Source organism: Plantactinospora sp. KLBMP9567 (assembly GCF_033446045.1).
Taxonomy (GTDB): Bacteria; Actinomycetota; Actinomycetes; order Mycobacteriales; family Micromonosporaceae; genus Plantactinospora.
Genome location: NZ_JAWQRR010000049.1, coordinates 50,775 through 75,296 on the forward strand (window position 1 = coordinate 50,775; position 24,522 = coordinate 75,296).

At 71.5% G+C, this 24,522-nt stretch carries 24 protein-coding genes and 1 pseudogene; 9 read left to right on the plus strand and 16 right to left on the minus strand.

Annotation, left to right across the window (positions count from 1 at the left end; genetic code table 11):
- The first annotated feature begins 916 nt into the window (after nt 1–916).
- Nucleotides 917–1,090 (plus strand): hypothetical protein, encoded by a 174-nt coding sequence (locus R6Y94_RS36640; RefSeq protein ID WP_318396430.1) that lies wholly within the window; start codon nt 917–919, stop codon nt 1,088–1,090.
- A gap of 85 nt (nt 1,091–1,175) precedes the next feature.
- Nucleotides 1,176–1,847 carry a sulfotransferase family protein gene (locus R6Y94_RS36645; RefSeq protein WP_318396431.1) on the plus strand — a complete coding sequence of 224 codons (672 nt, stop codon included), beginning with the start codon at nt 1,176–1,178 and terminating at the stop codon, nt 1,845–1,847.
- Between the two features lie 4 nt (nt 1,848–1,851).
- On the opposite strand, the gene iolC is transcribed toward R6Y94_RS36645, so the two are convergent.
- The 3 genes from iolC to R6Y94_RS36660 form a co-directional block, all read right to left on the minus strand.
- Nucleotides 1,852–2,808 (minus strand): 5-dehydro-2-deoxygluconokinase, encoded by a 957-nt coding sequence (gene iolC, locus R6Y94_RS36650; RefSeq protein ID WP_318396432.1) that lies wholly within the window; start codon nt 2,806–2,808, stop codon nt 1,852–1,854.
- A gap of 120 nt (nt 2,809–2,928) precedes the next feature.
- On the minus strand, nt 2,929–3,126 hold the full coding sequence (locus R6Y94_RS36655) for a hypothetical protein (protein ID WP_318396453.1): 198 nt from the start codon (nt 3,124–3,126) through the stop codon (nt 2,929–2,931).
- Nucleotides 3,127–3,458: 332 nt separating this feature from the next.
- Nucleotides 3,459–3,890: a VOC family protein gene (locus R6Y94_RS36660; protein ID WP_318396433.1), complete on the minus strand. Its 432-nt coding sequence runs from the start codon at nt 3,888–3,890 to the stop codon at nt 3,459–3,461.
- Nucleotides 3,891–4,051: 161 nt separating this feature from the next.
- Between R6Y94_RS36660 and R6Y94_RS36665 the strand changes: the two genes are divergently transcribed.
- Nucleotides 4,052–5,260, plus strand: coding sequence for an RNA-guided endonuclease TnpB family protein (locus R6Y94_RS36665; protein WP_318396434.1), 1,209 nt, complete (start codon nt 4,052–4,054; stop codon nt 5,258–5,260).
- Between the two features lie 88 nt (nt 5,261–5,348).
- Here the strand turns inward: R6Y94_RS36665 and R6Y94_RS36670 are convergent, their stop codons facing one another.
- The 9 genes from R6Y94_RS36670 to R6Y94_RS36710 all read right to left on the minus strand — a co-directional run bounded on the left by R6Y94_RS36670 (nt 5,349) and on the right by R6Y94_RS36710 (nt 14,254).
- Nucleotides 5,349–6,233 carry a biotin-dependent carboxyltransferase family protein gene (locus R6Y94_RS36670; RefSeq protein ID WP_318396435.1) on the minus strand — a complete coding sequence of 295 codons (885 nt, stop codon included), beginning with the start codon at nt 6,231–6,233 and terminating at the stop codon, nt 5,349–5,351.
- A complete protein-coding gene (gene pxpB / locus R6Y94_RS36675; RefSeq protein WP_318396454.1) occupies nt 6,230–6,916 on the minus strand; it encodes a 5-oxoprolinase subunit PxpB in 687 nt (228 codons plus the stop codon). The genes R6Y94_RS36670 and pxpB overlap by 4 nt, the downstream gene beginning before the upstream one ends.
- 44 nt (nt 6,917–6,960) lie before the next feature.
- Nucleotides 6,961–7,662 (minus strand): ABC transporter ATP-binding protein, encoded by a 702-nt coding sequence (locus R6Y94_RS36680; RefSeq protein WP_318396436.1) that lies wholly within the window; start codon nt 7,660–7,662, stop codon nt 6,961–6,963.
- Nucleotides 7,663–8,385, minus strand: coding sequence for an ABC transporter ATP-binding protein (locus tag R6Y94_RS36685; RefSeq protein WP_318396437.1), 723 nt, complete (start codon nt 8,383–8,385; stop codon nt 7,663–7,665).
- Nucleotides 8,386–8,449: 64 nt separating this feature from the next.
- Complete coding sequence (locus R6Y94_RS36690) at nt 8,450–9,535, minus strand: branched-chain amino acid ABC transporter permease (protein WP_318396438.1); 1,086 nt, start codon at nt 9,533–9,535, stop codon at nt 8,450–8,452.
- Nucleotides 9,536–9,557: 22 nt separating this feature from the next.
- Complete coding sequence (locus R6Y94_RS36695; RefSeq protein WP_318396439.1) at nt 9,558–10,418, minus strand: branched-chain amino acid ABC transporter permease; 861 nt, start codon at nt 10,416–10,418, stop codon at nt 9,558–9,560.
- A gap of 37 nt (nt 10,419–10,455) precedes the next feature.
- Nucleotides 10,456–11,721, minus strand: a complete 1,266-nt coding sequence (locus tag R6Y94_RS36700; protein WP_318396440.1) for an ABC transporter substrate-binding protein — start codon at nt 11,719–11,721, stop codon at nt 10,456–10,458.
- Between the two features lie 134 nt (nt 11,722–11,855).
- Entirely contained in the window at nt 11,856–13,187 is a 1,332-nt protein-coding gene (locus tag R6Y94_RS36705; protein WP_318396441.1) for a hypothetical protein, read from the minus strand.
- Between the two features lie 305 nt (nt 13,188–13,492).
- Nucleotides 13,493–14,254 carry a 5-oxoprolinase subunit PxpA gene (locus R6Y94_RS36710; protein WP_318396442.1) on the minus strand — a complete coding sequence of 254 codons (762 nt, stop codon included), beginning with the start codon at nt 14,252–14,254 and terminating at the stop codon, nt 13,493–13,495.
- Nucleotides 14,255–14,403: 149 nt separating this feature from the next.
- Here R6Y94_RS36710 and R6Y94_RS36715 point away from each other — a divergent pair, with 149 nt between their 5' ends.
- Nucleotides 14,404–15,111: a GntR family transcriptional regulator gene (locus R6Y94_RS36715; protein ID WP_318396443.1), complete on the plus strand. Its 708-nt coding sequence runs from the start codon at nt 14,404–14,406 to the stop codon at nt 15,109–15,111.
- A gap of 155 nt (nt 15,112–15,266) precedes the next feature.
- On the opposite strand, the gene R6Y94_RS36720 is transcribed toward R6Y94_RS36715, so the two are convergent.
- The 3 genes from R6Y94_RS36720 to R6Y94_RS36730 all read right to left on the minus strand — a co-directional run bounded on the left by R6Y94_RS36720 (nt 15,267) and on the right by R6Y94_RS36730 (nt 18,508).
- Complete coding sequence (locus tag R6Y94_RS36720) at nt 15,267–16,742, minus strand: hypothetical protein (protein ID WP_318396444.1); 1,476 nt, start codon at nt 16,740–16,742, stop codon at nt 15,267–15,269.
- Nucleotides 16,743–16,849: 107 nt separating this feature from the next.
- Complete coding sequence (locus R6Y94_RS36725) at nt 16,850–17,227, minus strand: VOC family protein (RefSeq protein WP_318396445.1); 378 nt, start codon at nt 17,225–17,227, stop codon at nt 16,850–16,852.
- Between the two features lie 84 nt (nt 17,228–17,311).
- The gene (locus R6Y94_RS36730; RefSeq protein WP_318396446.1) at nt 17,312–18,508 is read right to left on the minus strand and encodes a metallophosphoesterase; all 1,197 of its coding nucleotides are present in this window, start codon (nt 18,506–18,508) and stop codon (nt 17,312–17,314) included.
- Nucleotides 18,509–18,714: 206 nt separating this feature from the next.
- Here R6Y94_RS36730 and R6Y94_RS36735 point away from each other — a divergent pair.
- The 5 genes and pseudogenes from R6Y94_RS36735 to R6Y94_RS36755 all read left to right on the plus strand — a co-directional run.
- Nucleotides 18,715–18,822, plus strand: a pseudogene (locus R6Y94_RS36735) (DUF1992 domain-containing protein); the annotation flags it as partial.
- A 561-nt stretch (nt 18,823–19,383) separates the two neighbouring features.
- On the plus strand, nt 19,384–20,673 hold the full coding sequence (locus R6Y94_RS36740) for an ABC transporter substrate-binding protein (RefSeq protein ID WP_318396447.1): 1,290 nt from the start codon (nt 19,384–19,386) through the stop codon (nt 20,671–20,673).
- Between the two features lie 53 nt (nt 20,674–20,726).
- Entirely contained in the window at nt 20,727–21,692 is a 966-nt protein-coding gene (locus R6Y94_RS36745) for a sugar ABC transporter permease (RefSeq protein WP_318396448.1), read from the plus strand.
- Nucleotides 21,689–22,588 (plus strand): carbohydrate ABC transporter permease, encoded by a 900-nt coding sequence (locus R6Y94_RS36750; RefSeq protein ID WP_318396449.1) that lies wholly within the window; start codon nt 21,689–21,691, stop codon nt 22,586–22,588. Before R6Y94_RS36745 ends, R6Y94_RS36750 begins: the two co-directional genes overlap by 4 nt.
- 231 nt (nt 22,589–22,819) lie before the next feature.
- Nucleotides 22,820–23,644, plus strand: coding sequence for an RNA methyltransferase (locus R6Y94_RS36755; protein WP_318396455.1), 825 nt, complete (start codon nt 22,820–22,822; stop codon nt 23,642–23,644).
- Nucleotides 23,645–23,708: 64 nt separating this feature from the next.
- Here R6Y94_RS36755 and R6Y94_RS36760 read toward each other — a convergent pair.
- Nucleotides 23,709–24,522, minus strand: an 814-nt coding sequence (locus R6Y94_RS36760) for an MMPL family transporter (protein WP_318401058.1), incomplete at its 5' end; no start/stop codon positions are given.

Genomic DNA, 24,522 nt, shown 5'->3' on the forward strand with positions numbered 1-24,522 from the left:
AGGTTGCGCGGCGCTCGGCCGGCGGCTGCCGTTTTCGTCGGCGAGCCGGCCCGCCGGGCCGATGCGCTCCGACGGTCCGCTACCAGGCGGTCGATCAGTATCGGCGGGCTCGGGACGGCCTCACCTTGGCAACCGGATGCCGGCGCTGCCCGGCGGTTCCTCGGGCGGGCACGCCCGGGTTAGCCGACGGTGGCGGAATCCTGGGCCTCGAACCGAGGCCCAGGATCCCGTACCGTCCGACCCGGGCGGCTGGCGTGCTGAGCCCGGGCCGGTGCTGTGGGGGCCGCCGGATGCTCGGCGGTCGTGATGGCGCGAACCGCCGGGCCGGGGCGGGTGGCGAGAAAGGCTTCCGCGGACGGCCGGCCAGGGGGCTCAGAGGGCCGCTTCGGTGCCGTTCGACCGCGCCGGGCTGCCGAACCTTGTCATCGCTGGACCCTCATCTCGGCGGTGGTGCACGGAGTCCGTAAACCCGTAGCGCCGGGGTCCAGGGGAACAACCTCAGCCTAGCCCCGAACCAGATTCCCCGTACGCCCTCAATGTCGGAATTCGTCGTCGGCCGGAGAACGGGTCGGCCAATGCCACCTCCCCTGCGATCGGCGGGTACGCGCCCGGGCGCCGGGGTGTGGCGGTGCCGCGCGCCCCGGCCACCGGATCCGCCGACCGTCGCTCCGGCCGGCTCGGTACGGCACACCGTCGCCCCCGGAGGATCCACGCCGCCCGTCGACGCTCCGGCACGGCGTACTGTTTGAGGTTGGCCCGCCAACGCGCTCACCTGAACGCGACGGAACGTCGGCGGTCAGCACAGGCCGGATCAGGCTCGATGGCAGACCTGCGGCTGCCATCGGCGACGGACCGGACAAGATCCGTCCCATGGTCTACCGCAGCTGACCGAAATCGCGTGCGAGGAGAGGGACGAGTGGAAATCGACAAGCTGAAGATCATGGAATGGTTGCGCGGTCGCGGTCAGAATGTCAGGGCCGACTGGATCGACCGGGAGCTACCGGACCGGGTCGACACCGTCCGTCACGCGGGCCTGCTCGCGACGCTCGGCCTCGATCCCGCCGACCTGGCGGACCGGCCGGCGCCGTGAAATCGCGTCCGGCCGGTCGTTCCGCCCGACCGGCCGACGCTGTTGACTGGGACGGGACGGACGGCTGGTACAGGAAGGCGGCAAGGTGCGGGTCATCGGGGTGGGCTTCGGGCGTACCGGCACCAGGTCGACGAAGGAGGCGCTCGAACTGCTCGGCTTCGGCCCGTGCCACCACATGGCCGAGCTGTTCGAACACCCGCGGACCATCGATGACTGGCTGCAGGCGGCCCGGGGTGAGCCGGTCGACTGGTCCAGGCTGCTGGACGGCTACCACAGCACCGTGGACTGGCCGAGCGTCTACTTCTGGCGGGAGCTGATCGAGGTCTATCCCGAGGCCCGGGTGCTGTTGACCGTACGCGACCCGGAGCGCTGGTACGACAGCGTGCGCAGCACCATCTACCGGTCCCGGACCATGGACCCGGAGTCCGCGCCGCCGGGGCTGCGCCAGGCGTTCGAGGCCCATCCGGAGCTGTTGGACCAGCCGAAGCTGACGGAGGCGCTGATCTGGCAGGGCACCTTCGGTGGCCGGTTCGACGACCGGGAGCACGCCCTGAAGGTCTACGCGGACCACGTCGCGGAGGTGCGCGCGACCGTACCGGCCGAACGGCTCGGAGAGTTCGACGTGGTGCAGGGCTGGGAGCCGCTCTGCGGGTTCCTCGGCGTCGACGTGCCGGCGGAGCCGTTCCCACTGCTCAACACCACGGCCTCGTTCCGGGAGCGGCTCGCGGACCCGGCGGGGCTGCGCGTCGAGCCCTGACCGGCTAACCGACCGGGTGACGGGGCTCGGCCAGCAGTTCGTCGACCTCGGCACTGGTCGGCATCGCGGCGGAGCAGGCGAACCGGGACGCCACGAGCGCGCCGGCCGCGTTGGCGAACCGGACGGTCCGGTCCAGCGGCCAGCCGGCGAGCAACCCGTGGCAGAGCGCGCCGCCGAAGGCGTCCCCGGCGCCGAGCCCGTTCACCACCTCGATCGGCACCGGCGGCACCTCGACCAACTCGTCGGCGGTCCGGGCGAGCACTCCGGCCCGGCCCTGCCGCACCACCGCCAGCCGTACGCCCCGGGCGAGCAGCGCCTCGGCCGCCGCGTGCGGCTCGCGCTCCCCCACGGCGGTGGCGCACTCGTCGAGGTTGCCGACCGCAACGGTGGCGTACCGCAGCGCCGACTCGTACGCCGCCCGGGCATCCTCCCTGGAGGACCAGAATCCCGGCCGGTAGTCCAGGTCGAGGACGGTGTTCGGGGCACGCCCCCGGGCGCCGAGGGCGGCGAAGTGCGCGTCCCGGCTCGGCAGCTCGGAGAGCCCGGTGCCGCTGAACCAGAAGACCCCGGCCGCCCGGATCGCGGGCAGGTCCAGTTCCTCGGGGCGGATCTCCAGGTCCGGCGCCTTGGGGTAGCGGTAGAAGTAGCTCGGGAAGTCGTCGGGCGGACAGATCTCGCAGAAGGTGACCGGAGTCGGCAGCCCGGCAACGGCGCTCACCCAGCGGTCGTCCACGCCGAAGTCGCGCAGCGCGCGGTGCACGTAGTCGCCGAACGGGTCGGCGCCGGTCCGGGTGACCATGGCGACCCGCCGGCCGTGCCGGGCCGCCGCCACCGCGACGTTGGTGGCGCTGCCACCGAGAAACTTTTTGAACGTCTCGACGTCGGGCAGCCGGGCGTTGGTCTGGAGTGGATAGATGTCCACCCCCACCTGCCCCATACTGATCACCTCGAACGAGGTCACCGAATCATGTAACCCCGCTGCGTCCCGGACGGTCAATATCTGTCGGACCCGCAACGACGGCCGGGCGTGGCGGCCGCCCGTCGGGCCGCGCTCCGGCGGCGGAGCACGACCCGTCCGGACTCAGCGGTCCATCAGCACGAAAACGCCCCAGCCCAGATATTCCCGCTGGTATCTGACGTGCCGGGCGGCAGCGGTGTCGAGTTCCGCGCGCAGTTCGGCGTGGAGCTCGACACCGGGGTTCTCGTCGAGCCAGCGCCGGAGGTTGAGCCACTGTGCCGCGGCGTAGCGGTCCCAGCTGTCCTGGTCGGCGACAACCATCTCCACCACGTCGGCGCATCTCGCCGGAGCCGCAGGCGAGGTCGAGCAGCCGGGCGGCGGGCGGGAGCCGCAGCACCTCGCCCAGGGTGGCGAGCTTGGTGCTGTCGAACGGGTCGTGGATGCGCTGGCCGCTCTCCCGGATGGTGAAGCTACGCGGTAGGTCCACTCCTGATATTCCTTTCGTGCGAAGAGGTGATGAGGATTCGTGCGGTCGTCCCGGAGTTGCCGCTCGGGGCGGGCAGGACCCTCATGAAATGCACCTCTTCGCACGTCGGGGCACGGACGCGGCAGACGCTAGGTCGGCCGCCGTACGCTGTCCAGCGGTTTTCGGCTCACCTGGCGAAGATCTGGGACTCGTCCCGGAACGCCTTGAACTCCAGGGCGTTGCCCGCCGGGTCGCGGAAGAACATCGTCCACTGCTCCCCCGGCTCGCCCGCGAACCGCAGGTACGGCTCGATCACGAACTCGCCGCCGCCGGCCCGGATCCGGTCCGCCAGGGCGTGGAAGTCGTCGGTCGAGAGGATGAGCCCGAAGTGCGGCACCGGTACGTCGTGCCCGTCCACCGGGTTGCGTCCCGCATCGGCCTGCCGGGCCGCCGGTACGACGTGGGTCACCACCTGGTGGCCGTAGAAATCCCAGTCGACCCAGGCGTCCGCCGAACGTCCCTCGGCGAGGCCGAGCACGCCGCCGTAGAAGGCGCGGGCCCGGGCCAGGTCGTCGACCGGGATCGCCAGGTGGAAGCCGGGACGGGTGGCCACGGTCATCGGATTCCTTCCGTGGATACTCCGGCTTTCAGGCCGGAGAGGAAACGGCACCCTTGCGGAGCGGAGCTGGGCGGGGATAGCCGATCCGCCGCCAGGGCGGATAGGCGTCTACCCGCGCGCGTCACCGCAGGGCTTACCGGCTGGTGCGTTGACGTGTGAGCGTGTCCAGGACCGTGAAGCGGGCGTTCAAGTACCGCTTCTACCCGACCGTGGCGCAGGCAGCGGAACTGTCGCGTACGTTCGGATGCGTCCGGAAGGTCTACAACCTGGCCCTGCGGGCCCGTACCGAGGCGTGGGTCCTGCGGCGGGAACGGATCACCTACAACGCGACCAGCGCGATGCTCACCAGGTGGAAGAAGACCGAGGAACTGGCGTTCCTCAACGAGGTGTCGTCCGTGCCATTGCAGCAGGCCCTGCGGCACTTGCAAGGCGCGTTCGTCAACTTCTTCGCCAAACGCGCCCGGTACCCGAGCTTCAAGTCCAAGAAGAAGTCGCGGAAGTCGGCGGAGTACACCACCAGCGCGTTCCGCTGCCGCAACGGCCGGCTGACCCTGGCCAAGATGGCCGAGCCGCTGGACATCGTGTGGTCGCGGCCGTTGCCCGAGGGCGCGTCGCCGTCCACCGTGACGGTGTCGCAGGACGCGGCGGGACGCTGGTTCGTGTCCCTGCTCTGCGACGATGTGATCGAATCGCCCCCGGCCGCGAACACGGCCGTCGGGGTGGACGCCGGGCTGGACAGCCTGCTCACGTTGAGTACCGGGGAGAAGGTCACCAACCCGCGCCACGAACGCGGCGACCGGTCCGCCCTGGCCCGCGCCCAGCGCCAACTCGCCCGGAAGGAGAAGGGGTCGGTGAACCGGGCCAAGGCCCGGTTGAGGGTGGCCCGGATCCACGCGCGGATCACCGACCGGCGTCGGGACCACCTGCACAAACTGACCACTCGACTCGTTCGTGACAACCAAACGATCGTGATCGAGGACCTGACCGTGCGTAACATGGTCAAGAACCACACGCTGGCCCGCGCGATCAGCGACGCGGCCTGGCGGCAGTTCCGCACCATGCTCGAATACAAAGCCGACTGGCACGGTCGGGACTTGGTCGTGGTGGACCGCTGGTTCCCGTCGTCCAAGCTCTGCTCGACGTGTGGCGTTCTTGCTGAACGGAAGCCGCTGGACGTGCGGACGTGGACCTGCCGATGCGGGACCGTCCACGACCGCGACGTCAACGCGGCCCGCAACATTCTGGCGGAGGGGCTCTCCGTTACGGCCTGTGGAGCCGGGGTAAGACCTCAACGGGCGGACGCCCGGACGAGGCAGTCGGTGTCGAAGCAGGAAAACCCGAGGGTGACCAAGGGAATCCCCGCCCTTTAGGGCGGTGGAGGATGTCAACGTCTGCTCCTCTCCACGGCGGCGGCGTACCCGGCCGCTGCTGCCATCCAAGCATGATCTTGTCTCCGGTCTAACCCCGCCGCCACCGGGGCTCGACGACCCGGAACCGTACCGGCTTGCCCGGGGCGGCCTGGGCGACCTGCGGCAGGTCGTCGGGGTGCAGCACGCCGATCACCGGGTAGCCGCCCATGGTCGGATGGTCGGCGAGGAAGATCACCGGCGAGCCGGCCGCCGGCACCTGCACCGCGCCGAGGACGACGCCCTCGCTGCGCAGTTCCCCGCCGATCCGCCGGGTCAGCGCGGGCCCGTCGAGGCGTACCCCGATCCGGTTGCTGAGGGTGGAAACCCGGTAGCGGCCGGCAGCGAGGATACGTACCGCGTCGTCGGTGAACCAGTCGGCCCGGGGGCCGAGCAGGACCCGCAGGGTCAGCTCCTCGGCCAGGGTGCCGGTCGGAGCGACGTCGACCGGGGCGGGCGGCCCGGGCACCTCGCCCAGCGGCAGCCGGTCCCCGACGGCGAGCGGCGCGGGGCCGAGCCCGGAGAGCAGGTCGGTCGACCGGCTGCCGAGTACCGGCGGGACCGCGATCCCGCCGTCGAAGGCGAGATAGCTGCGCAGCCCGCGTTGGGCGGCGGCCACCTCGACGTGGGCTCCGGCCGGCACCGAGACCGGGGCCGACCAGCTCGCCGGGCGCCCGTCCACGGTGACCGGCGCCCAGGCGCCGGTCACCGCCACGGTGCCGGCCTGGTCGACCCGCACCGCGACGCCGGTGACGGTCGTCTCGATCGTCGCCGCCCCGGGCGGGTTGCCGACCAGCCGGTTCGCCAGCAGGTGCGCCGGCAGGTCGAGGGCGCCCGATCGGGGTACCCCGAGGTGCGCGTGCCCGGGCCGGCCGAGGTCCTGCACGGTGCTGAGTACGCCGGACCGGACCACCTCGACGAAGCGTCCCCCGGTCATGCCGGTGCCTCGCCGCGCCCGGCGCCGTGCCGCTCCCGCGCACCGGTCCGCCCGTCCCACCCGCCGACGGCGTCGACGTCCCGGAACCGGACCCGGGCGCCCGGGGTGAGCAGGGCGACCGGGTCCCGGTCCGGGTCGAAGAGGACCAGGTCGGTGCTGCCGAGCAGTTGCCAGCCGCCGGGCGAGTCCCGGGGGTAGATTCCGGCGTAGCCGCCGGCCAGCGCGACCGAGCCGGCCGGTACCCGGGTCCGGGGCACCGCCCGCCGGGGCAGGTGGTATCGCTCCGGCAGGCCGGTCAGGTAGCCGAAGCCGGGGGCGAAACCGCAGAACGCGACCCGGTATTCCGGACCACTGTGGATCCGCCCCACCTCCGCCTCGGTGACCTGCCAGTGCCGGGCCACCTCGGCCAGGTCGGCGCCGTCGTACCGGACCGGCACCTCGACCAGCGGCCCGTCCGGCGGCCGGGCCGAGGTCGGCCGCCAACCGGCGAGCCGCCCGGCCAGCTCCGCCGGGTCGTCGAGCCCGTCGACGAGCACGGTGAGTTCACCGGGTACGACGTCCTGCACGCCGGCCAGTTCGCCCCGGTCCCGCCGCCGGTACAGTTCGGCGACCAGCGCGGCGGTGTGCGCCGGCTCGGTCACCTCCAGCAGCAGCGCACGCAGCCCCACCGGAATGATCCGCACCGTCGCACACTCCCCGTCGTACCAGTTCACTCTCCCGAGCCAACTCACAGCCCGAGATACGAGCGCCGTACCTCGTCGGAGGCGGCCAGCTCGTCGGCCGGGCCGGACATCACCACCTCGCCGGTCTGCAACACGTACGCCCGGTCGGCCAGCTCCAGCGCGGCCCGCAGGTTCTGCTCGACCAGCAGCATGGTGGTGCCGGCGCGGCGGATCTCGGCCAGCACCTCGAAGATCATTTTCGTGAACTTCGGTGAGATGCCGAGTGAGGGCTCGTCCAGCATCAGCAGCTTGGGCCGGCTCATCAGCGCCCGGCCGAGCGCCACCATCTGCTGCTCGCCGCCGGAGAGGGTCCCGGCGCGCTGGCCGGAGCGCTCGGCAAGGACCGGGAAGAGGTCGTAGACCCGGGCCAGGTCGGCCTCCCGCTCTCCGGCGGTGCGGTGGTAGCCGCCGAGCAGCAGGTTCTGCACCACCGTCTGGTGGCCGAAGAGCCGCCGCCCCTCCGGCACCAGCACCGCGCCCCGGCGCGCGATCCGGTACGCCGGCAGCCCGCTGACGTCCTCGTCGAGGAAGGTCACGCTGCCGCGTACCGGGCGGTGCAGCCCGGAGACCGCCGCCAGCAGGGTGCTCTTGCCGGCCCCGTTCGCGCCGACCAGCGCCACCAGTTCACCCGCCTCGACCCGCAGGTCGACGCCGCGCAGCGCGACGACCCCGGCGTAGTCCACGTGGAGATCCCGCACGGTCAGCATCTACAGCGCCTTCCCCAGGTACGCCTCGATCACCGTCGGGTCGTGCGCGACCTGCTCCGGCGTACCCTCGCTGATCTTCTGCCCGTAGTGCAGCACGACCACCCGGTGGCAGAGCGGCATGATGACCTCCATTACGTGTTCCACCATCAGGATGGTGACGCCACCCCGGTTGATGGTGCGGACGATCTCGACCGCCTCGCGCGCCTCCGTCGGGGTCAGCCCGGAGAGCACCTCGTCGAGGAGCAGCAGCTTCGGCTCGGTGGCCAGCGCCCGCCCCATCTCCAGGCGCTTCTTCCAGGCGGCGGTGAGCGACGCGGCGGGCGAGTCGAGCACCGGGCCGAGCCCGGTCAGCTCGGCGACCTCGCCGGCCCGCCGCCGGGCGTCGCGCAGCCGGGGATGTCGGGCGAACGCCGCCGTGCTGAGGTTGTCCAGCACGCTCATCGAGCCGAACACCCGCATGAGCTGGAAGGTACGCCCCACGCCGGCCCGGGCGGCGCGGTGCGGCGGCCAGCCGGTGACGTCCCGGCCGTCGAACTCCAACCGGCCGGAGGTGGGCCGCTGGGCGCCGGCCACCATCGAGAAGAGCGTGCTCTTGCCGGCGCCGTTGGGCCCGATCAGCCCCACGATCGCCCCCTGCTCCACCTCGAAGCTGACGTCGCGGTTGGCCCAGAGGCCGCCGAACCGGCAGGAGAGGTTGTCGATCCTCAGCAGCGTCCCGGTCATCGCCCCACCTCGTCGGACCCGTCGGCGCCGTGACCCGGCCACCCGCTGTTCCCGCCGCGCCTGGTCACGACTTCACCTCAGCAGACCCGGCCGGCTCCGGAGCGGCTTTCCCGGCACGGGTACGGCGCAGCCGCCGGACGATCGGCGCCCAGAGCCGCTGCCCGATGGCGAGCAGCCCGCCCGGCTCGGTGATCGAGACCAGCACGATCAGTGCGCCGTAGAGCAGCAGGTCGATCGAGCGGCCGCTGCCGGAGAACTCCTGCCGGGTGACGTCCTGGACGAAGACCAGCACCCAGGCGCCGAGCAGCGGCCCCCAGAACCGGCCGACCCCGCCGAGCACCGCCATCAGGGTGAACGACACCGACAGGTCCAGGCCGAGCCCGGAGGGCGGGTCGACGAAGAGCACGTACATCACGTAGTAGCCGCCGGCCAGCGCGGTGACCGCGCCGGAGAGCGCCGCGGCGGCGAGCTTGTAGCGGTGCACGTTGATCCCGACCGCCGCCGCGGCCTCCTGGTCGTCCCGGATGGCCCGGACGTAGTTGCCGGCCCGGCCGCGCAGGAAGAGCCAGACCGCCAGCGCGGCGAGGCAGAAGAAGCCGAGCGCCACGTAGTAGTACGGCCGCTTGTCCAGCAGCGAGAACTGCAGGTTGGCCAGGGACTGCTCGACCACCGGCAGTTCCCAGCCGTTCGCCTGGCCGAGCCCGGGCAGGTTGGTGACCAGGATGAAGACGATCTCTGCGACCGCGATGGTCGCGATGGAGTAGTAGTGGTGCCGCAGCCGGAAGCAGGGCCAGCCGACGGCGGCGGCCAGCAGCGCGGCCAGCGGCAGGGAGAGCGCGATCGCCAGCCACGGCGACCAGCCCTGCCTGACCAGCAGCGCGGTGGTGTAGGCACCGGTGCCGAAGTAGAGCGCGTGCCCAAAGGAGATCTGCCCGGTGTAGCCGCCGAGCAGGTTCCAGCCGGTCGCCGCGATCCCGAAGGTCAGCGCCAGGATGCCGATGTTGTGTGCCGCCGAGTCCGCGAAGACCAGCGGGTACGCGGCCAGCGCCGCCAGGATCACCACGACGGTGCTCCAGGACGGCAGCCGCCGGGCCGCCGCGACGGGCAGCCGGGCCGGCGAGGGCCGGTCCAGTACGGTCGGGGCGCTCATCGTCCCCCCTCGATCGAGTTGGTCATCTGGTTCCCAGCAGTCCCTGCGGTCGTAGCAGTACGACCACCAGATAGAGGGCGAGCGCGGCGGCGAGGGTGTAGCTCGGGGCGTACAGCCCGACGACGCCCTGGGCGACGCCGACCAGCAGGCCGGCCAGGGCCGCCCCGGTGATGCTGCCGAAGCCGCCGAACGCGACCACCACGAAGGCCATCAGCACGAAACTCACCCCGGCGGTGGGCGAGGCGGAGTAGGAGTTCATCAGCAGCGCCCCGGCAACGCCGGTGGCCAGGCCGGCGATCACCCAGCAGAGCGCGTACATCTTGCGGGGGTCGATGCCCATCAGCGAGGCCGCCGCCGGGTCCTCCCCGGCGGCCTGTACGGCGCCGCCGAGCCGGGTCCGGTTCATGAAGTACGCGACCGCGCCGGTGGCGAGCAACGCGCCGACGGCCATGATGACCTGCGGTCCGCCGATCACCACCGGGCCGATCTCCCAGCGCAGCCCGGCGGCCCAGGGCCGGGGCACGGTCCGGGTGTTCGGGGTCCAGAGGAACTGGGCCAGCCCGCGCAGGAACACCTGCAACCCGAAGGTGACGATGACCTGGGCCAGCGGGGACTTGCCGAGCACCCGGCCGACCGCGCCGAAGTACATCAGCGCGCCGGTGAGTGCGATCGACACCCCGGCGAGCGGGATCGACAGCAACGGGTCGAGGCCGAGCAGCGACCAGGCGAAGAACGAGGTGTACATGCCGAGCATGACCATCTCACCGTGCGCGAAGTTGATCACGTCCATCACGCCGTAGATGAGGGTCAGGCCGACCGCGACCAGTGCGAAGACCGCGCCGATCAGCAGCCCGTTGACCACCGACTGGAGCAGGTCGGTCATGTCGTCTCCCCCGGGTGGTGCCCGCCGGTCCCCCGGCTCACTGCTGGGCCCGGTTCATCGGCCAGATCGGCGCGACCGAGGAGAGGTCGGCCGGGAAGACGACGCGGTACTTCCCCTCGATCATCTGCTCCACCACCCCGGCGGCGCCGGTGTTCTGTCCCTTGTCGTCGAAGGTGATCCCGGTCCACGGCATGATCGTCTTCTCGCCGGGGATGTCCAGCCCGCGCAACGCGTCCCGGATCTTCGCCGGCTCGACCGACCTGGCGGTGTCGATCGCCTGCGCCAGCGCCAGTACGGCGGTGAAGGCCCGCGCCGAGTTCTCGGTCATCGGGGCGCCGTACCGCTGCTGGAACAGCTCCGCCACGGTCTTGGCGGCCGGCCGCTTCTCGGCGATCTCGCCGGACCAGGCCGCCCGGGTGGACGCCCCGTTGGCCAGCGGTCCGAGCCCGGTGGCGAACGCCGGATCGGCGAACCCGGTGCCGTAGGCGAGCAGCGCCGGCGGGTAGTAGTCCAACTGGTCCAGCGTCTTCATCAGCTTGATCGCCGCGTCGGTGTAGGCGAGCACGAAGAGCACGTCCGGGCTCTTGCTGCGCACCTGCGCCACCTGGGAACCCAGGTCTGCCGCGGTCGGGTCGAACCCGACGTTGACGGTGACCGGCAGGCCGGCCTCGGCGGCGACCTTCTCGGTCACCCCGGCGCCGTCGTTGCCGAACTGGTCGTTGCTGTGGAAGACGCCGACCGAGCGGACCTGGGCGCCGGCCGCCTGCCGGGCCTTGAGATAGTCGAACATCGACCGGGCGAAGGTCTCGTCGGTCGGCCCGGTCCGGAAGAACCACTTGAAGCCCCGCTCGGTCAGCGCCACCGACGAGGACGCCTCGTTGACGAACGGTACGCCGAGCCGCTCGGCCCGCTGGCTGGCGGTCAGCGTCACCCCGGACTGGTACGAGCCGATCACCGCAGCCACCTTCTCGCCGGTGACCAGCCGGTCGACCTCCCCGGCGCCGACCTCGGGCTTGCCCTGGGTGTCGCCGGTGATCAGCTTCACCGGTGCGCCGCCCAGCCCGGGCAACCCCTTGCCGGGCCCGAGCGGCAGGTCCAGTCCGGGATGGTCGTTGTTGATGATCTCCACGGCCAGCTCGGCACCGTGCAGCACGTCGGTGCCCTGGGTGGCGTTGGGCCCGCTGAGCGGCCACAGTCCGGCGAGCTTGACCTCGTCGGTCGCGCCGGCGCCGTCGGACCCGCCGCAGCCGGCGAGCGCGGCGGCGAGGACGACAGCGGCCGCAATGCTGGTGATCTTGCGCATGGTCAGGCCTTTCTAGGCGAAGACGATGGCGAAGGCCCGGCGCCGTCCTACCCGGGGCGCGCAACGGGCTCTTCGAGAGGGAGGTGTGCCGGCCGGGCCCGGGGGTTGCCGGCACCCCGGGCCCGGCCGACGAATCAGGAGACGGCCGCGCCCGCGGCCTTCACCAGGGCGACGGTCTGCTCGATGGTCTGCGCGCGGTCGGAGGCGAACGGCGCGTCGATGATGTCCAGCGGGTTCTGCGGATAGACGAGCGAGGAGATGTGCAGGTGCCCGCCGGGGACGTCGGTGGCACCGAGGGCGAGCCGGAGCCGGTTCGACCGGTACATGCTCTCGTTGGAGAGGTAGTTCCCGCCGCCGCCGGCCTGCGCCTGCGCGTCCGGGGACGGGCCGTTGTCGTGGCAGGAGACCTTGGTCGGGTCCGGCCGGGTGTTGCCGGTCCACTCGCAGATCCGCGGGTTGAGCGCGGTCGGCCAGGGTGTCGTGCCGGCGTCGATCATCTGCTGGTACGGCAGGGTCGTCTCGATGAACTCGGGGTTGGTGGCCGGCTGCGGCCAGTCCGTCACCTGCGGGACGAGTTCGGCGGTGCCCTCGTTGTTGTTGTCCGGGCTGCCGCCGCGCCAGGCGCCGGCCCACTGCTCGATGGCCATCCGGGCCCGACCGCCCTGGCTGATCGTCATGATCAGGTCGGCGCGTTCCCGGCTGCTCCGGGTCAGGTGCGGTCCGAAGGCGTCCTCGACGTAGCCGAGGTCGAAGCCGCTCCAGGTCACCGGCAGCGAGACGGCCTGGATCTGCACCGTCCGGTCACCGACCTGGTACTCCTGCCCGTCCAGTTGCAGCGCCGAGGCGCCGGACGGGTTGGACCGGCGGATCTCCCCGTTGAGTTGGTACGGGTCGAAGCCGCTGACCAGCACCCGGGTCACCGAGCGGCTGGTCGAGAAGTCGGTCGAGGAGATGCCCCGGGAGGCGTACTCGAAGGTCTTCAGCAGGGCCGCCCGGGCGGTGTCGGTGAGCCGGAACCGCGGCGTCCACTGTCGCAGGTCACGGGTGGCGGTCAGCCGCGACCAGTAGAGCGGCCGGTCGTCGTACCGCTCGATGCTGCCCATCCAGCGCTTGCCCTGGGCGCGTTCGACGGCGGTCCGCCACAGCTCGGCACCACGGGACCTGAGCAGCTTGTCGGCCTGGCCCACCGACCGCACCCCGCACAGCTCGGCCGTGAGCCGGGTGACGAACGAGGTGAAGCCGCCGATCTCGATCAGTGTGCTCGGCACCTGCACCCCGCCCGGCTGGGCGGGCGTGTCGATCCGGGTTTCCTCGTACGTCGTCGGGCGGGTGCGGTCGTAGCACTCGCCTGCCGGGCCGGCGTGCCCGGCGGGCTGCGCTCCGGCGGTGCCCGGCATCAGCAGCAGGGCGGCACCGATACCGGTGGCGGTGATCAGCCTCAGCCGGCCACGTACACTCTGGGTCAACTTCTGCACATCCAAGGTGATCTTCGACCTTTCCTCGATAGCCGCGCCGGTTCCGGATCTGGAAGGCCAACCGGAAGGTGGAGCCGGCGCATCACTTGGTTGAGGCGGCCGCCCGCGGCATCGCGCGGCAGCCGTTGAGGTGCGGGAGCCGGGGGGCGGGGGGCGGGGGGGGGGGCGCCCCCCCCGGCGCCCCCCCCCCCGGGGGGGGGCCGGCGTTGGTGGGGGGGGCGCGGGTCCCCGGCGGCGGGGGGGCCGCCCGGCCGACGGTCACCGATCCAGCGGTCGTGCTGGTGGATCCCGGAAGGTCAGACGAACGAGGCGAGGCTGACGCCCGCCTCCTGCAACGCGGTGCGCACCTGGCGGGCCAGTTCGACCGCCCCCGGGGTGTCGCCGTGCACGCAGATCGAGCGGGCGCGTACCGACACCGAAGCGCCGTCGACGGCGGTCACCTGCCCGGTGGTGGCCATCTTGACGCAGCGCCGGGCGACCGCGTCCGGATCGGTGACCAGCGCCCCTGGACTGCCGCGTTTCGCCAGGCTGCCGTCGGCCTGGTAGCCACGGTCGGCGAACGCCTCCCGGACGGTCTTCAGCCCCACCTCGTCGGCCTGGCGCAGCAGTTGCGAGCCGGGCAGGCCGAGGATCGGCAGACTCGGGTCGTACGCGGAGACGGCGGTGACCACCCCGGCGGCCTGCGCCTGGTCGGTCACGGTGCGGTTGTAGAGCCCGCCGTGCGGCTTGACGTACCGGACCCGGCCGCCCTCGCTACGGGCGATCCCGTCCAGCGCGGCGAGCTGGTAGAGCACGTCGTCGGAGAGCCGGTCGGGCTCGATGTCGATGGCCCGGCGGCCGAAGCCGGCCAGGTCCCGGTAGCCGACGTGGGCGCCGATGGAGACGTCCCGGCTGATCGCCTCGGCGCAGACCCGGCGCATGATCGTCGGATCGCCGCCGTGGAAGCCGCAGGCGACGTTCGCGCTGGTCACGACGGAGAGCAGTGCCATGTCGTCGCCCAGCTGCCAGACCCCGAAGCCTTCGCCGAGGTCACTGTTCAGATCGAGGATGACCGACATCGCACCTCCTGGGGGACCGTGGTGAACGCCGTGAGTTCAGATTGGCAGACTGTTGAACAATCCGTCAATGGTCATGTTGACTTGTAACCTCGTCGTATCATGGACCTTCTCTCGATTGTGGGCCCGACGGCATGAAGGACAATGACCGCGTGACGTGGCTGGCGAAGCTCCAGGACGACCGCTCGTTGATCACCCGGGCGAGCACCGCGCAGCGGGTGGCGGAGATACTGCGGGCGCGGATCACCGAAGGGGCCCTGCTGCCGGGCACCCGGCTCTCGGAGGAGATGATCGGGGCGGCACTCGGGGTCTCCCGCAACACGCTACGGGAGTCGTTCCGGCTGCTGATGCACGAACGGCTCGTCGTGCACGAACTCAATCGGGGCGTCTTCGTCCGGGTGCTCGACGTGCAGGACGTGGTCGACATCTACCGGGTGCGCCGGGTGCTGGAGTGCGCGGCGGTCAGCAACGCCGGCAACAGCTCCGCCGAGGCGATGGACGCGCTCGAGGCCGCGCTGGTCGAGGGCGAACAGGCGGCGGCGCAGCAGCGGTGGTTCGACGTCGGCACCGCCAACATGCAGTTCCACCAGGCCATCGCCGGCCTGACCGGCAGTCCCCGGATCGAGGAGATCATGCGGCAGGCGCTGGCCGAGATCCGGCTGGCGTTCCATGTGATGGCCGCGCCGCAGACCTTCCACCAGCCCTATCTGGAACGACACCGGGAGTTGCTGGAGCTGATCCGCCGCGGCGAGGTGGACCGGGCACACGCCGTACTCGACGACTACCTGCGCACCGCCGAGCGGCAGCTCGTCGACGCGTACGCCGACGGAGTGCCGGAGAGTGTGGCCGCGCGCCGCTGACGCGAGATGCCCGGCCACCGTTGTCTCGGCGCGGGCATATGCCCGGTCAGCGTGATGCCACCGAGTCATCAGGATGCCCCCGTGGCATCATCGCCGAAACACCGATGCCCGCGCGGGTGGGACCGCTGCGTCGGCGTGGTGGCCGGGGAAGGCGGTCAGACGGTGTGTAGCGCGTACACCCCGGCGTCGGTGCCGACTCCGGCCGTCCCGCCGAGGGCGGACCACGCGCTGCCGTTCCAGCCCGCGACGTGGTTCACCGCGACCCCGCCGGCCCGGGTGAAGAAACCCCCGGCGATCAGGCGGCCATCGTGGACGGACAGGGCCAGCACGATGTCCTCGGTGCCACCGCCCAGCGCGGACCACCCGGAGCCGTCCCACCGGGCCAGGTAGTTCGCCGCCGCCCCGCCCGCCTCGGTGAACGTGCCGCCGACGACCAGCGCCGCGCCGAAGACGGTGAGGGCCCGCCCCTCGGCGTTCAGCCCGGCTCCGAGGGCGGCCCACCCGCCGCCGGTCCATTCGGCCACATAGCCGGCGGCGGTGCCGCCGGCCTGGGTGAACCCACCCGTGGCGACCAACGCGCCGTCGAAGACGGCCAGCGCCAGCACGTCGCCGTTGAAGCCGGTGCCGAGCGTCGACCACGCACTGCCGGTCCACCGGGCGATCCGGTTGGCCGCGGTGCCGCCGGCCTGGCTGAACCCGCCGGCAACGATCAACGCGCCGTCGTGCACGGTCAGGTCCCAGACCGAGGGTACGTCCACCCCGGTGCCGCCGGACCCGGCCAGTGGCCACCACTCGGCGCCGTCCCACCGGGCGATGTGGTTGACGGCCACCCCGCCGGCCCGGAGGAACTGCCCACCGACGATCAGGTCCCCGTCGAAGACGGTCAGCGCGTCGACGAAGTCGAGCGAGGTGGTCATCACCCCGGTGCCGGACGAACCGGTCAACGGCGACCAGGTGGTGCCGTCCCAGCGTGCGATGCCGTTCACCCGTACCCCGCCGGCGGTGAGGAAGCTGCCGCCGGCGATCAGGTCGCCGTCGTAGACGACCAGTGCGGTGACCGAGCCGTCCGGCCCGGCGCCCAGCCTCGACCAGGCGGAGCCGTTCCAGGTGGCGAGGCGGTCGACCGCGGCGCCACCGGCCTGGGTGAAGTTGCCGCCCGCGTACAGGCCGGGGGCGGCAGCCGCCCGGGTGTCGCCGGCCGGCCAGCCGAACGCGGAGGTCTGCCGGAGTGCGCCGAGGTCCCGGGTCGAGCGGTGCAGCACCCTTCCGGTGACGTCCCGGATCAGCAGTCGGATCGTGCCGGTCGCCCCGGCGGGCAGCGGCAGCGCGACCAGGTTCGCGCCGGTGTCGAGCACCCGGTCGGCCACCAGCGGTGTGTACCGCCCGGCGTTGCCCAGGGAGACACTCAACGCCGCACCGGGCCGGCCCGGCCACCGGACGGCGAGTTGCGGTGTCTCGACCTCCCCGGCGGCGGGCAGCAGCGTCGCGTACAGCGCGCGATCGGAGGCGGCCGGCAACGACGGGGCGGTCGCGGCGGCCGACCGCTGCGGCGCGGCGCTCCAGGCACAGATCGCCGCCAGTGCGAACACGCAGAGTCCCCGCCGTAGGGTGGATGTGCCGAATACGGACATGCGCGCTCCCTCTGCCGGGTCCGCCCAAATCCGGTCGGATCCTGCCAGGGAAAATACACCAGCATCAATCTCTGGGCAATTCGACCACCACCCGCCGGACGCCCGGGTCAGGCGCGGCGGGTCGGGCGGTCGAGCAGGCAGAACTCGTTTCCCTCCGGATCGGCCAGTACGACGAACGGCTCGGTCCCGCGCTGCCCCACGTCCACCCGCCTCGCACCGAGAGTAACCAACCGTTCGACCTCCGCAGCCGGGTCGCCCCGGTCCATCCCGAGGTCCACGTGCAGCCGGTTCTTGCCGACCTTCTCCGGCGCCGTGGGTTGCAGCCAGATGCTCGGTGCCGTGATCGGCGCCTCGTCCGGAGGCCACAGCTTCGCGCTGCCGTCGTCCCGTGGCTCGATCCGGTAGCCCAGCACCTGGGACCAGAACCGGGCCATCAGGTCGACGTCGCGCACGTCGAGGGTCCACTGGGCGATGCGACTGGTCACCGGGCCACCTCCGGAATGATCGAGATCCGTCGGCGTGACTCCTACCCCGAAGGGTCGCGCGTCATACCGGGGCGACCGGGCGGCTCACGGCCGGCGCAGCGTCAGCACGGTGATCTCGCTCGGTGCGAAGATCCGCAGCGGCGGCCCCCAGAAGCCGGTACCGCGACTGGTGTAGAGCCGGGTCCGGTCACCGTGTCGGGTCAGCCCCCGCACGGTCGGCTGGTCGAGCCGGACCAGGAGGTTGAACGGCCAGATCTGCCCGCCGTGGGTGTGTCCGGACAGTTGCAGGTCGACGCCGTGCGCGACCGCCGCGCCGACCTGCTTCGGCTGGTGGGCGAGGAGCACCACCGGCAGGTCCGGGTCGGCCCCGGCCAGCGCGGCGGCGTGGTCGGGACGGTGTCCGGGGCGTCCGGAGGAGCCGGCGGTCGCGTCGTCCACCCCGGCCACCACCAGCCGGGAGCCGTTCCGCTCGACCACGAGGTGCCGGTTGTGCAGCGGCTCCCACCCGAGGTCGCGCATGTGGTCGAGCCAGCCCTGCGCCTCGCCGAAGTACTCGTGGTTCCCGGTCACGTACGTCCGGGCCAGCCGGGCGCGCACCCGCCCGAGCGGCTCGGCCTGGGCCCGGCGCTGCGCGACGGTGCCGTCGGCGATGTCACCGGTGTGGCAGACGATGTCGGCGTCGAGGTCGTTGACGGCGGAGACCACCCGCGCCGACCAGCCGGCCCGGTCGATCGGCCCGTAGTGGGTGTCGGTCAGCAGGACGATCCGGAGACCGTCCAGCCCCGGGCCGAGTCGACCGATCGGCACGTCCACGCGGCGGACCCGGGGCAGCCGCATGGCCTCGACGTACCCCCAGGCGAGCAGCACCACCGAGACGACCGCGACCGCGGCGGCGGTGATCCGGGACCGGGCCGGGTCGGCGACGCCGCCGACCGCCAGCCCGGCCCGCAGCAGGTTGCCGAGCGCCGCCCAGACGAAGAGCACCCAGACCACGCCGAGCAGGGTGTCGCCGGTCCGGGCCGCCCAGTCCCGCCCCCGGCCGTGCCCGAGGTACATCAGCACCGGAAACGCGGCGAGGGCCACGGCGAACAGCGCCGTGCCGGCGGCGAAGACCGGGGTGGGCCAGTGCGCGCCGGCGGCGAGCAGCGTCCACCAGGGCACCCCGAACAGCAGCGCCAGGACGGCGGTCAGGGTCAGGCCGAACAGCAGTGGTCGCAGCAACCGCCGGGCGGGTGCGACCGGTACCGCGGGTGCCGCGGGTGCCGCTTCGCTGGCTGACACAGCGGGGAACTCCTCAGCTCGGTCGGCGGGAACTCCGGGTACGCCGACGACGTCGCCGCCCCGGGTGGGTGCAGCATGACACGGGCGGCGCCGCATCGACCACGTTGCTGAGCCCGCCCACAGCAAAGGGGTGTTCCGCCGGGCCGGCCTAGGATTGGTGCGGGGACATATGCCCAGGCCGACGGGGCGGGACGGGAGAACGATCGATGTCGAGCAGACCCGAGTCCCGGGTCGAACGTCAGATCCGCGAGGCCCAGGAGCGCGGCGAGTTCGACAACCTCCCCGGGGCCGGCAAGCCGCTACCGGGACACGGCTGCCGACCTTCGACGTCGAGCGGGTCGTCGAGACCTGGCGCCGGCAGCGGCGCGTTAGCGGCTGACCCCCCCTGCCGACATCGGGACCCGGCGGACAATTCGACGGACCATTCGACGTCACTTCCGCCTGGGACCCATCGGTGCCGATACCGCCACATTAGCTATCCCTACGGTCGCCTTGTCGACCCGACCAACGGGTAAAGACATTGCGTCGGCCGTCGCTGAGTCCGGGTATCTGCACCGCTCTATCGGGATCGTCCAGCGAGGCGAGCCAGCGGCCGGGTCATAACCCGGTTCACGGCGAGCCTCCGTGTATCCCGTGTGTATCGTGGATCCGGCTTTCCGGGTCTCCCTCGCTGGTCACACGGCATACACGGAGGCGCTGCATGAACCGTTTTATCCACTTTGCAGTTCAGCTCCCCTAAGGCGTTGTCACGTCATTGACACGGCTGTAACCCGCGTGTACGTTCCCTGCAAGTCGCGACGCCTATCCCACCCTCCCCGGGGCGCGCCACTACGCCGTGCAATGTCAATGTGGACACCGAAAGGTGGGACGCGCATATGAGAAAGTACGGAGTCGCCGGTGCCGCCCTCGCGCTCGTGCTGGCCGTGGTGACGGGGTGCGGCGGAGGCGACGACGAGGGCGGCAGCGACGGCGCCGTCACCGGCGAGATCACGGTGCTGACCCAGCGCACCGACATCGTCGACACCGTCTTCCAGGACTACAAGAAGAAGTTCGAGGCGAAGTACCCCGGCACCACGGTCAAGTTCGAGGCGATCACGGACTACGAGGGCGAGGTCCGGATCCGGATGAACACCAAGGAGTACGGCGACGTGCTCCTCATCCCCAACTCGGTCACCGCCGACCTGCTGCCGACCTTCTTCGAGCCGCTCGGCACGGTGGCCGAACTGGAGAAGAAATACCGCTTCGTCCGCACCGAGCAGCGCTTCGAGGACAGGGTCTACGGCCTCGCCATCACCGGCAACGCGCAGGGCTTCGTCTACAACAAGAAGGTGTGGCAGCAGGCGGGCGTCACCGCGCCGCCGAAGACCCCGGAGGAGTTCCTCGGCGCGCTGGCCGCGATCAAGGAGAAGACCGACGCGATCCCGCTCTACACCAACTACAAGGACAAGTGGCCGCTGGGCCAGTGGGAGGGCAACCGCGGCGGGATCAGCGGCGACCCGGACGCGGCGATCAAGCTGGCCAAGGACGACGCCCCGTGGGCGCCCGGCAAGGAACACCACATCATGGACTCGCTGCTCTTCGACGCCGTACAGCGCGGGCTGACCGAGCCGGACCCGACGACCACCAACTGGGAGCAGTCCAAGGGCATGCTCGGCACCGGCAGGGTCGGCACGATGATGCTGGGTTCCTGGTCCATCGTGCAGATGCAGGGCGTCGCCACCGACAAGGCGGACATCGGCTACCTGCCGTTCCCGACCCAGGTCGACGGCAAGTTCCACAGTGTCATCGGCGGCGACTACAAGAACGGCATCAACGTCAACTCGAAGAACAAGGCGACCGCCCGCGCCTGGGTCGACTGGTTCGCCGACGAGTCGAACTACGCCGTCGACCAGGGCGGGGTCTCACCGGTGATCGACCAGGCGATGCCGGGCACCCTGGCCGACCTGACCGCCGCCGGCACGGAGTTCATCGAGTTCAACCCGGCACCGAAGGGCGAGGAGGGGCTGGCCGAGAAGATCGGCAACGCCGCCGAGGTCGCGCTCTTCGACGGCACGTACCGGCAGCGGATCGTGGATGCGGCGCGCGGTGCGAAGAACGAGACCAAGGATCAGATCTTCGCCGACCTGAACGGGAAGTGGGCGGAGACGAGGTCGAAGGTCGGGTAGCGGCCGGCACGACGACGAACGGCCCGGTCGACCCGGAAGGTTTGTGTCCCTGGATGGCAACTCCGCCGAACACCGCGAGTCGGTTCTCCGGGTCGACCGGCGCGCTGCTGCGGCACCGGCTCGGACCCACCGGCCCGCGCCGGTCGGTGCCGCGTCGGCGGAAGACCCGCACCCCGTACCTCTTCCTGCTCGTACCGGTGGCGCTGCTCGCGGTCTTCACCTACGTCCCGGTGCTCAACATGTTCGGCTACAGCGTCACCTCCTGGAACGGCCTGAGCCCGAGCAAGGAGTTCGTGGGCGTCGACAACTACGTCGAGATCGCGACCCGCCCCGAACTCTTCGAGGTGCTCCGGGTCAGCCTCTACTACGTCGGCGCGTCGGTGCTGCAGATCGCGCTGGCGCTCTACTTCGCCACCGTGCTCAGCTTCAACGTCAGGTTCCGCAACCTCTTCAAGGGCATCATCTTCTTCCCGTACCTGATCAACGGCGTCGCCATCGCGATGGTCTTCCTCTACTTCTTCCAGCCCGGCGGCACCCTCGACTCGGCGCTGCGGGTCTTCGGGCTCGGCGACCTGTCGCAGCAGTGGCTCGGCGACCCGGACGTGATCAACTACTCGCTCGCCGGTACGTCGATCTGGCGCTACCTGGGGCTGAACTTCGTACTCTTCCTCGGCGCCATCGGGTCGATCCCGGCCCAGCTCTACGAGGCGGCCGAGATGGACGGGGCGAACCGCTGGCACCAGTTCCGCTACCTGATCCTGCCCGGCATCCGGCCGATCGTCGGACTGTCGTTCATCCTGGCGGTCTCCGGATCGCTGTCGGTCTTCGAGATCCCGTACATCATGACCGGCGGAGCGAACGGCAGCGAGACGTTCGTGATCCAGACCGTCGACATGGCGTTCAAGTACTACAAGGTCGGGCTGGCCTCGGCGATGGCCGTCGTACTCCTCCTGATCATCCTGCTGCTTACCTGGATCCAGCGCCGGGTGGTGCCCGACGAGAGGGTGGACCTGTCGTGAGCCTGCCCGCCCTCCGCTCCCCCGACACACCACCGCGGCGACGGGCCCGGGCCGCCACCGGCCCGGGTACGCTCGGCGCCCGGATCGCGCTGGTCCTCAAGTACGCCTCCCTCGTCGTCGCCTCCCTCGTCGTGCTGGCGCCGCTGCTGATGCTGCTGATGGCTTCGTTGAAGACCAACGAGGAGTTCATCAACGGCGCGCCGTTCGACCCGCCAGGGAACTGGTTGAACCTCGACAACTACGTCACGGCGTTCACCCAGGGCGGCATGCTGCGGGCCTTCGTCAACACGTCGATCATCCTGGCCGTGTCGCTGGCCGGTACCGTGCTGATCGGCTCGATGGCGGCGTACGCCCTGGACCGGTTCGAGTTCCGGTTCCGCAGGACCATCATCCTGCTGTTCCTGCTGGCCACCCTGGTGCCCGGGGTGACCACCCAGGTGGCGACCTTCCAGGTGGTGGAGAATCTCGGCCTGTTCAACACCAGGTGGTCGGCGATCGTGCTCTTCCTCGGCACCGACATCATCTCGATCTACATCTTCCAGCAGTTCCTCCGGGGCATTCCCCGGGACCTGGACGAGTCCGCCGCGATCGAGGGCGCCAGCCACCTCACGATCTATTTCCGGATCATCCTTCCCCTGTTGAAGCCGGCGATCGCGACCGTCGTGATCATCAAGGGGATCACCATGTACAACGAGTTCTACATCCCGTTCCTCTACATGCCGGACCGGGACCTCGGGGTCATCTCCACCTCGCTGTTCCGGTTCAAGGGACCGTTCGGGGCGCAGTGGGAGGTCATCTCGGCCGGGGTCATCCTGGTCATCGTCCCGACGCTGATCGTCTTCCTGCTGCTCCAGCGCTTCATCTACAACGGGTTCACCAGCGGCGCGACCAAGTGACCGAGCCACGGCCCACCGGACACGACACGCTGGTCGCGGTACTGCCGTCGTAGGCCCGCGACCGGCCGGCGGTATCGTCGTCCGGTGCGTGCAGACGGCGTCGGCCGGAGCCCGGCCGGCCGGCCCGGGACCTCCGCGCGGACCAACTCCCCCAGCCAAACCAACTTCCCCGACCAAACCAACTCCTCCGGCCGGACCGGCCCGACCGATCCGGCGCGGGCGGCGAGAACGCTGCGGGTCACCACCCGCAACGCCAGCTTCCAGCAGTGGTCGGCTCTGTTGACCAACCGGACGAAGCGGCAGCGGGCCGGCGAGTTCCTGGTGCAGGGTGTCCGGCCGATCAGCCTGGCGGTGCGGCAGGGCTGGCCGGTGCACGCCCTGCTGCACCCGGACGGGGTGCCGCTGTCCCGGTGGGCCCGGGACCTGCTCGACCAGACCACCGGCAGCCGGGTCGCGGTCGCCCCCGACCTGCTGCGGGAACTCGGCGGCAAGGACGAGGACCAGCCCGAACTGGTTGCCGTGGTGGGTCTACCGGCGGACCGGCTGGACCGGATCCCGACCGGGCCGGACGCGCTGGTGGTGGTCTTCGACCGGCCCACCGCACCGGGCAACATCGGCACGCTGGTCCGCTCCGCCGACGCGTTCGGCGCCGCCGGGCTGGTGGTGGTCGGGCACGCCGCCGACCCGTACGACCCGAGGGCGGTCCGGGCCAGCACCGGCTCGCTCTTCGCGATCCCGGTGGTCCGTACCGGGTCGCACCGCGACGTGCTGGACTGGGTGACGGCGCTGCGCGGGCGCGGGCTGCCGGTGCAGGTCCTCGGCACCGACGAGGCCGGCGAGGTGGAGATCGCCGAACACGACCTCACCGGCCCCACCGTGCTGCTGGTCGGCAACGAAACCTCCGGGCTCAGCGCCGCCTGGCGGCAGTCCTGTGACCGGATGCTCCGGATCCCGATCGCCGGGTCGGCGAGTTCGCTGAACGCCGCGACTGCCGGCACGGTCGCGCTCTACGAAGCGGCCCGGCAGCGCCGCGCCCGACCGGCGCCGCCCGGTTGACCCCCTCCCCCCCCGTGCCGGAGGGGGTCGGCCGGGCGACGCCGGCAGTCGGCGGCAGCACCGGTCAGCGCGACACCACGGCCGCCGGGACCGGATCGACCGGTCTCGGCGCGGCCGGCGGCGCCGCACGCCGGGACAGCCGGCCCGGCCACCAGGTGGCGGGTCCGACCGAGAGCGCCAGTGCCGGAACCAGCAGGCTGCGCACCAGGAACGTGTCGATGAGTACGCCCACCGCGACGATCACCCCGGTCTGCACCGACGGCACCAGCGGCATCACACTCAACGCGGCGAAGGTGGTCGCCAGCACCACCCCGGCGCTGGTGATCACACCGCCGGTGACCGTCAGCGCGTGCAGTACGCCCCGCCGGTGCCCCAGCACGGCGACCTCCTCCCGGGCCCGGGTCATCAGGAAGATGGTGTAATCGACGCCGAGCGCGACCAGGAACAGGAACGTCTGCAACGGCAGCGCCACCCAGAGCCTCGGGTGGCCCAGCGCGTCGAGGATCAGCCCGGCCGCACCCAGCGCGGCGACGTACGACAGCACCACGCTGGCCATCAGCAGCAGGGGCGCGACCAGAGCCCGGAGCAGCACCACCAGCACGAGGAAGACCACGAGCAGGATCAGTGGCATCACCACCCGGTCGTCCCGGGCGGTGACCCGGTCGGTGTCCAACTGGTACGCGGTCTCGCCGCCGACCAGCGCGTCGGCGCCGGGCACCGCCCGCAGCGCGGTACGCAGCCGGTCGACGCTCTCCTTCGCCGCCTCGGTGCCCGGGTCGTCGGCCAGTACCGCCGGAATCCGTACCCACCGGCCGTGGGGGGGGCGCGCCCCCCGGCCGCCCGCGGCGCTGCCGGCGCCGCCCCCGGCCCCCCGGGCC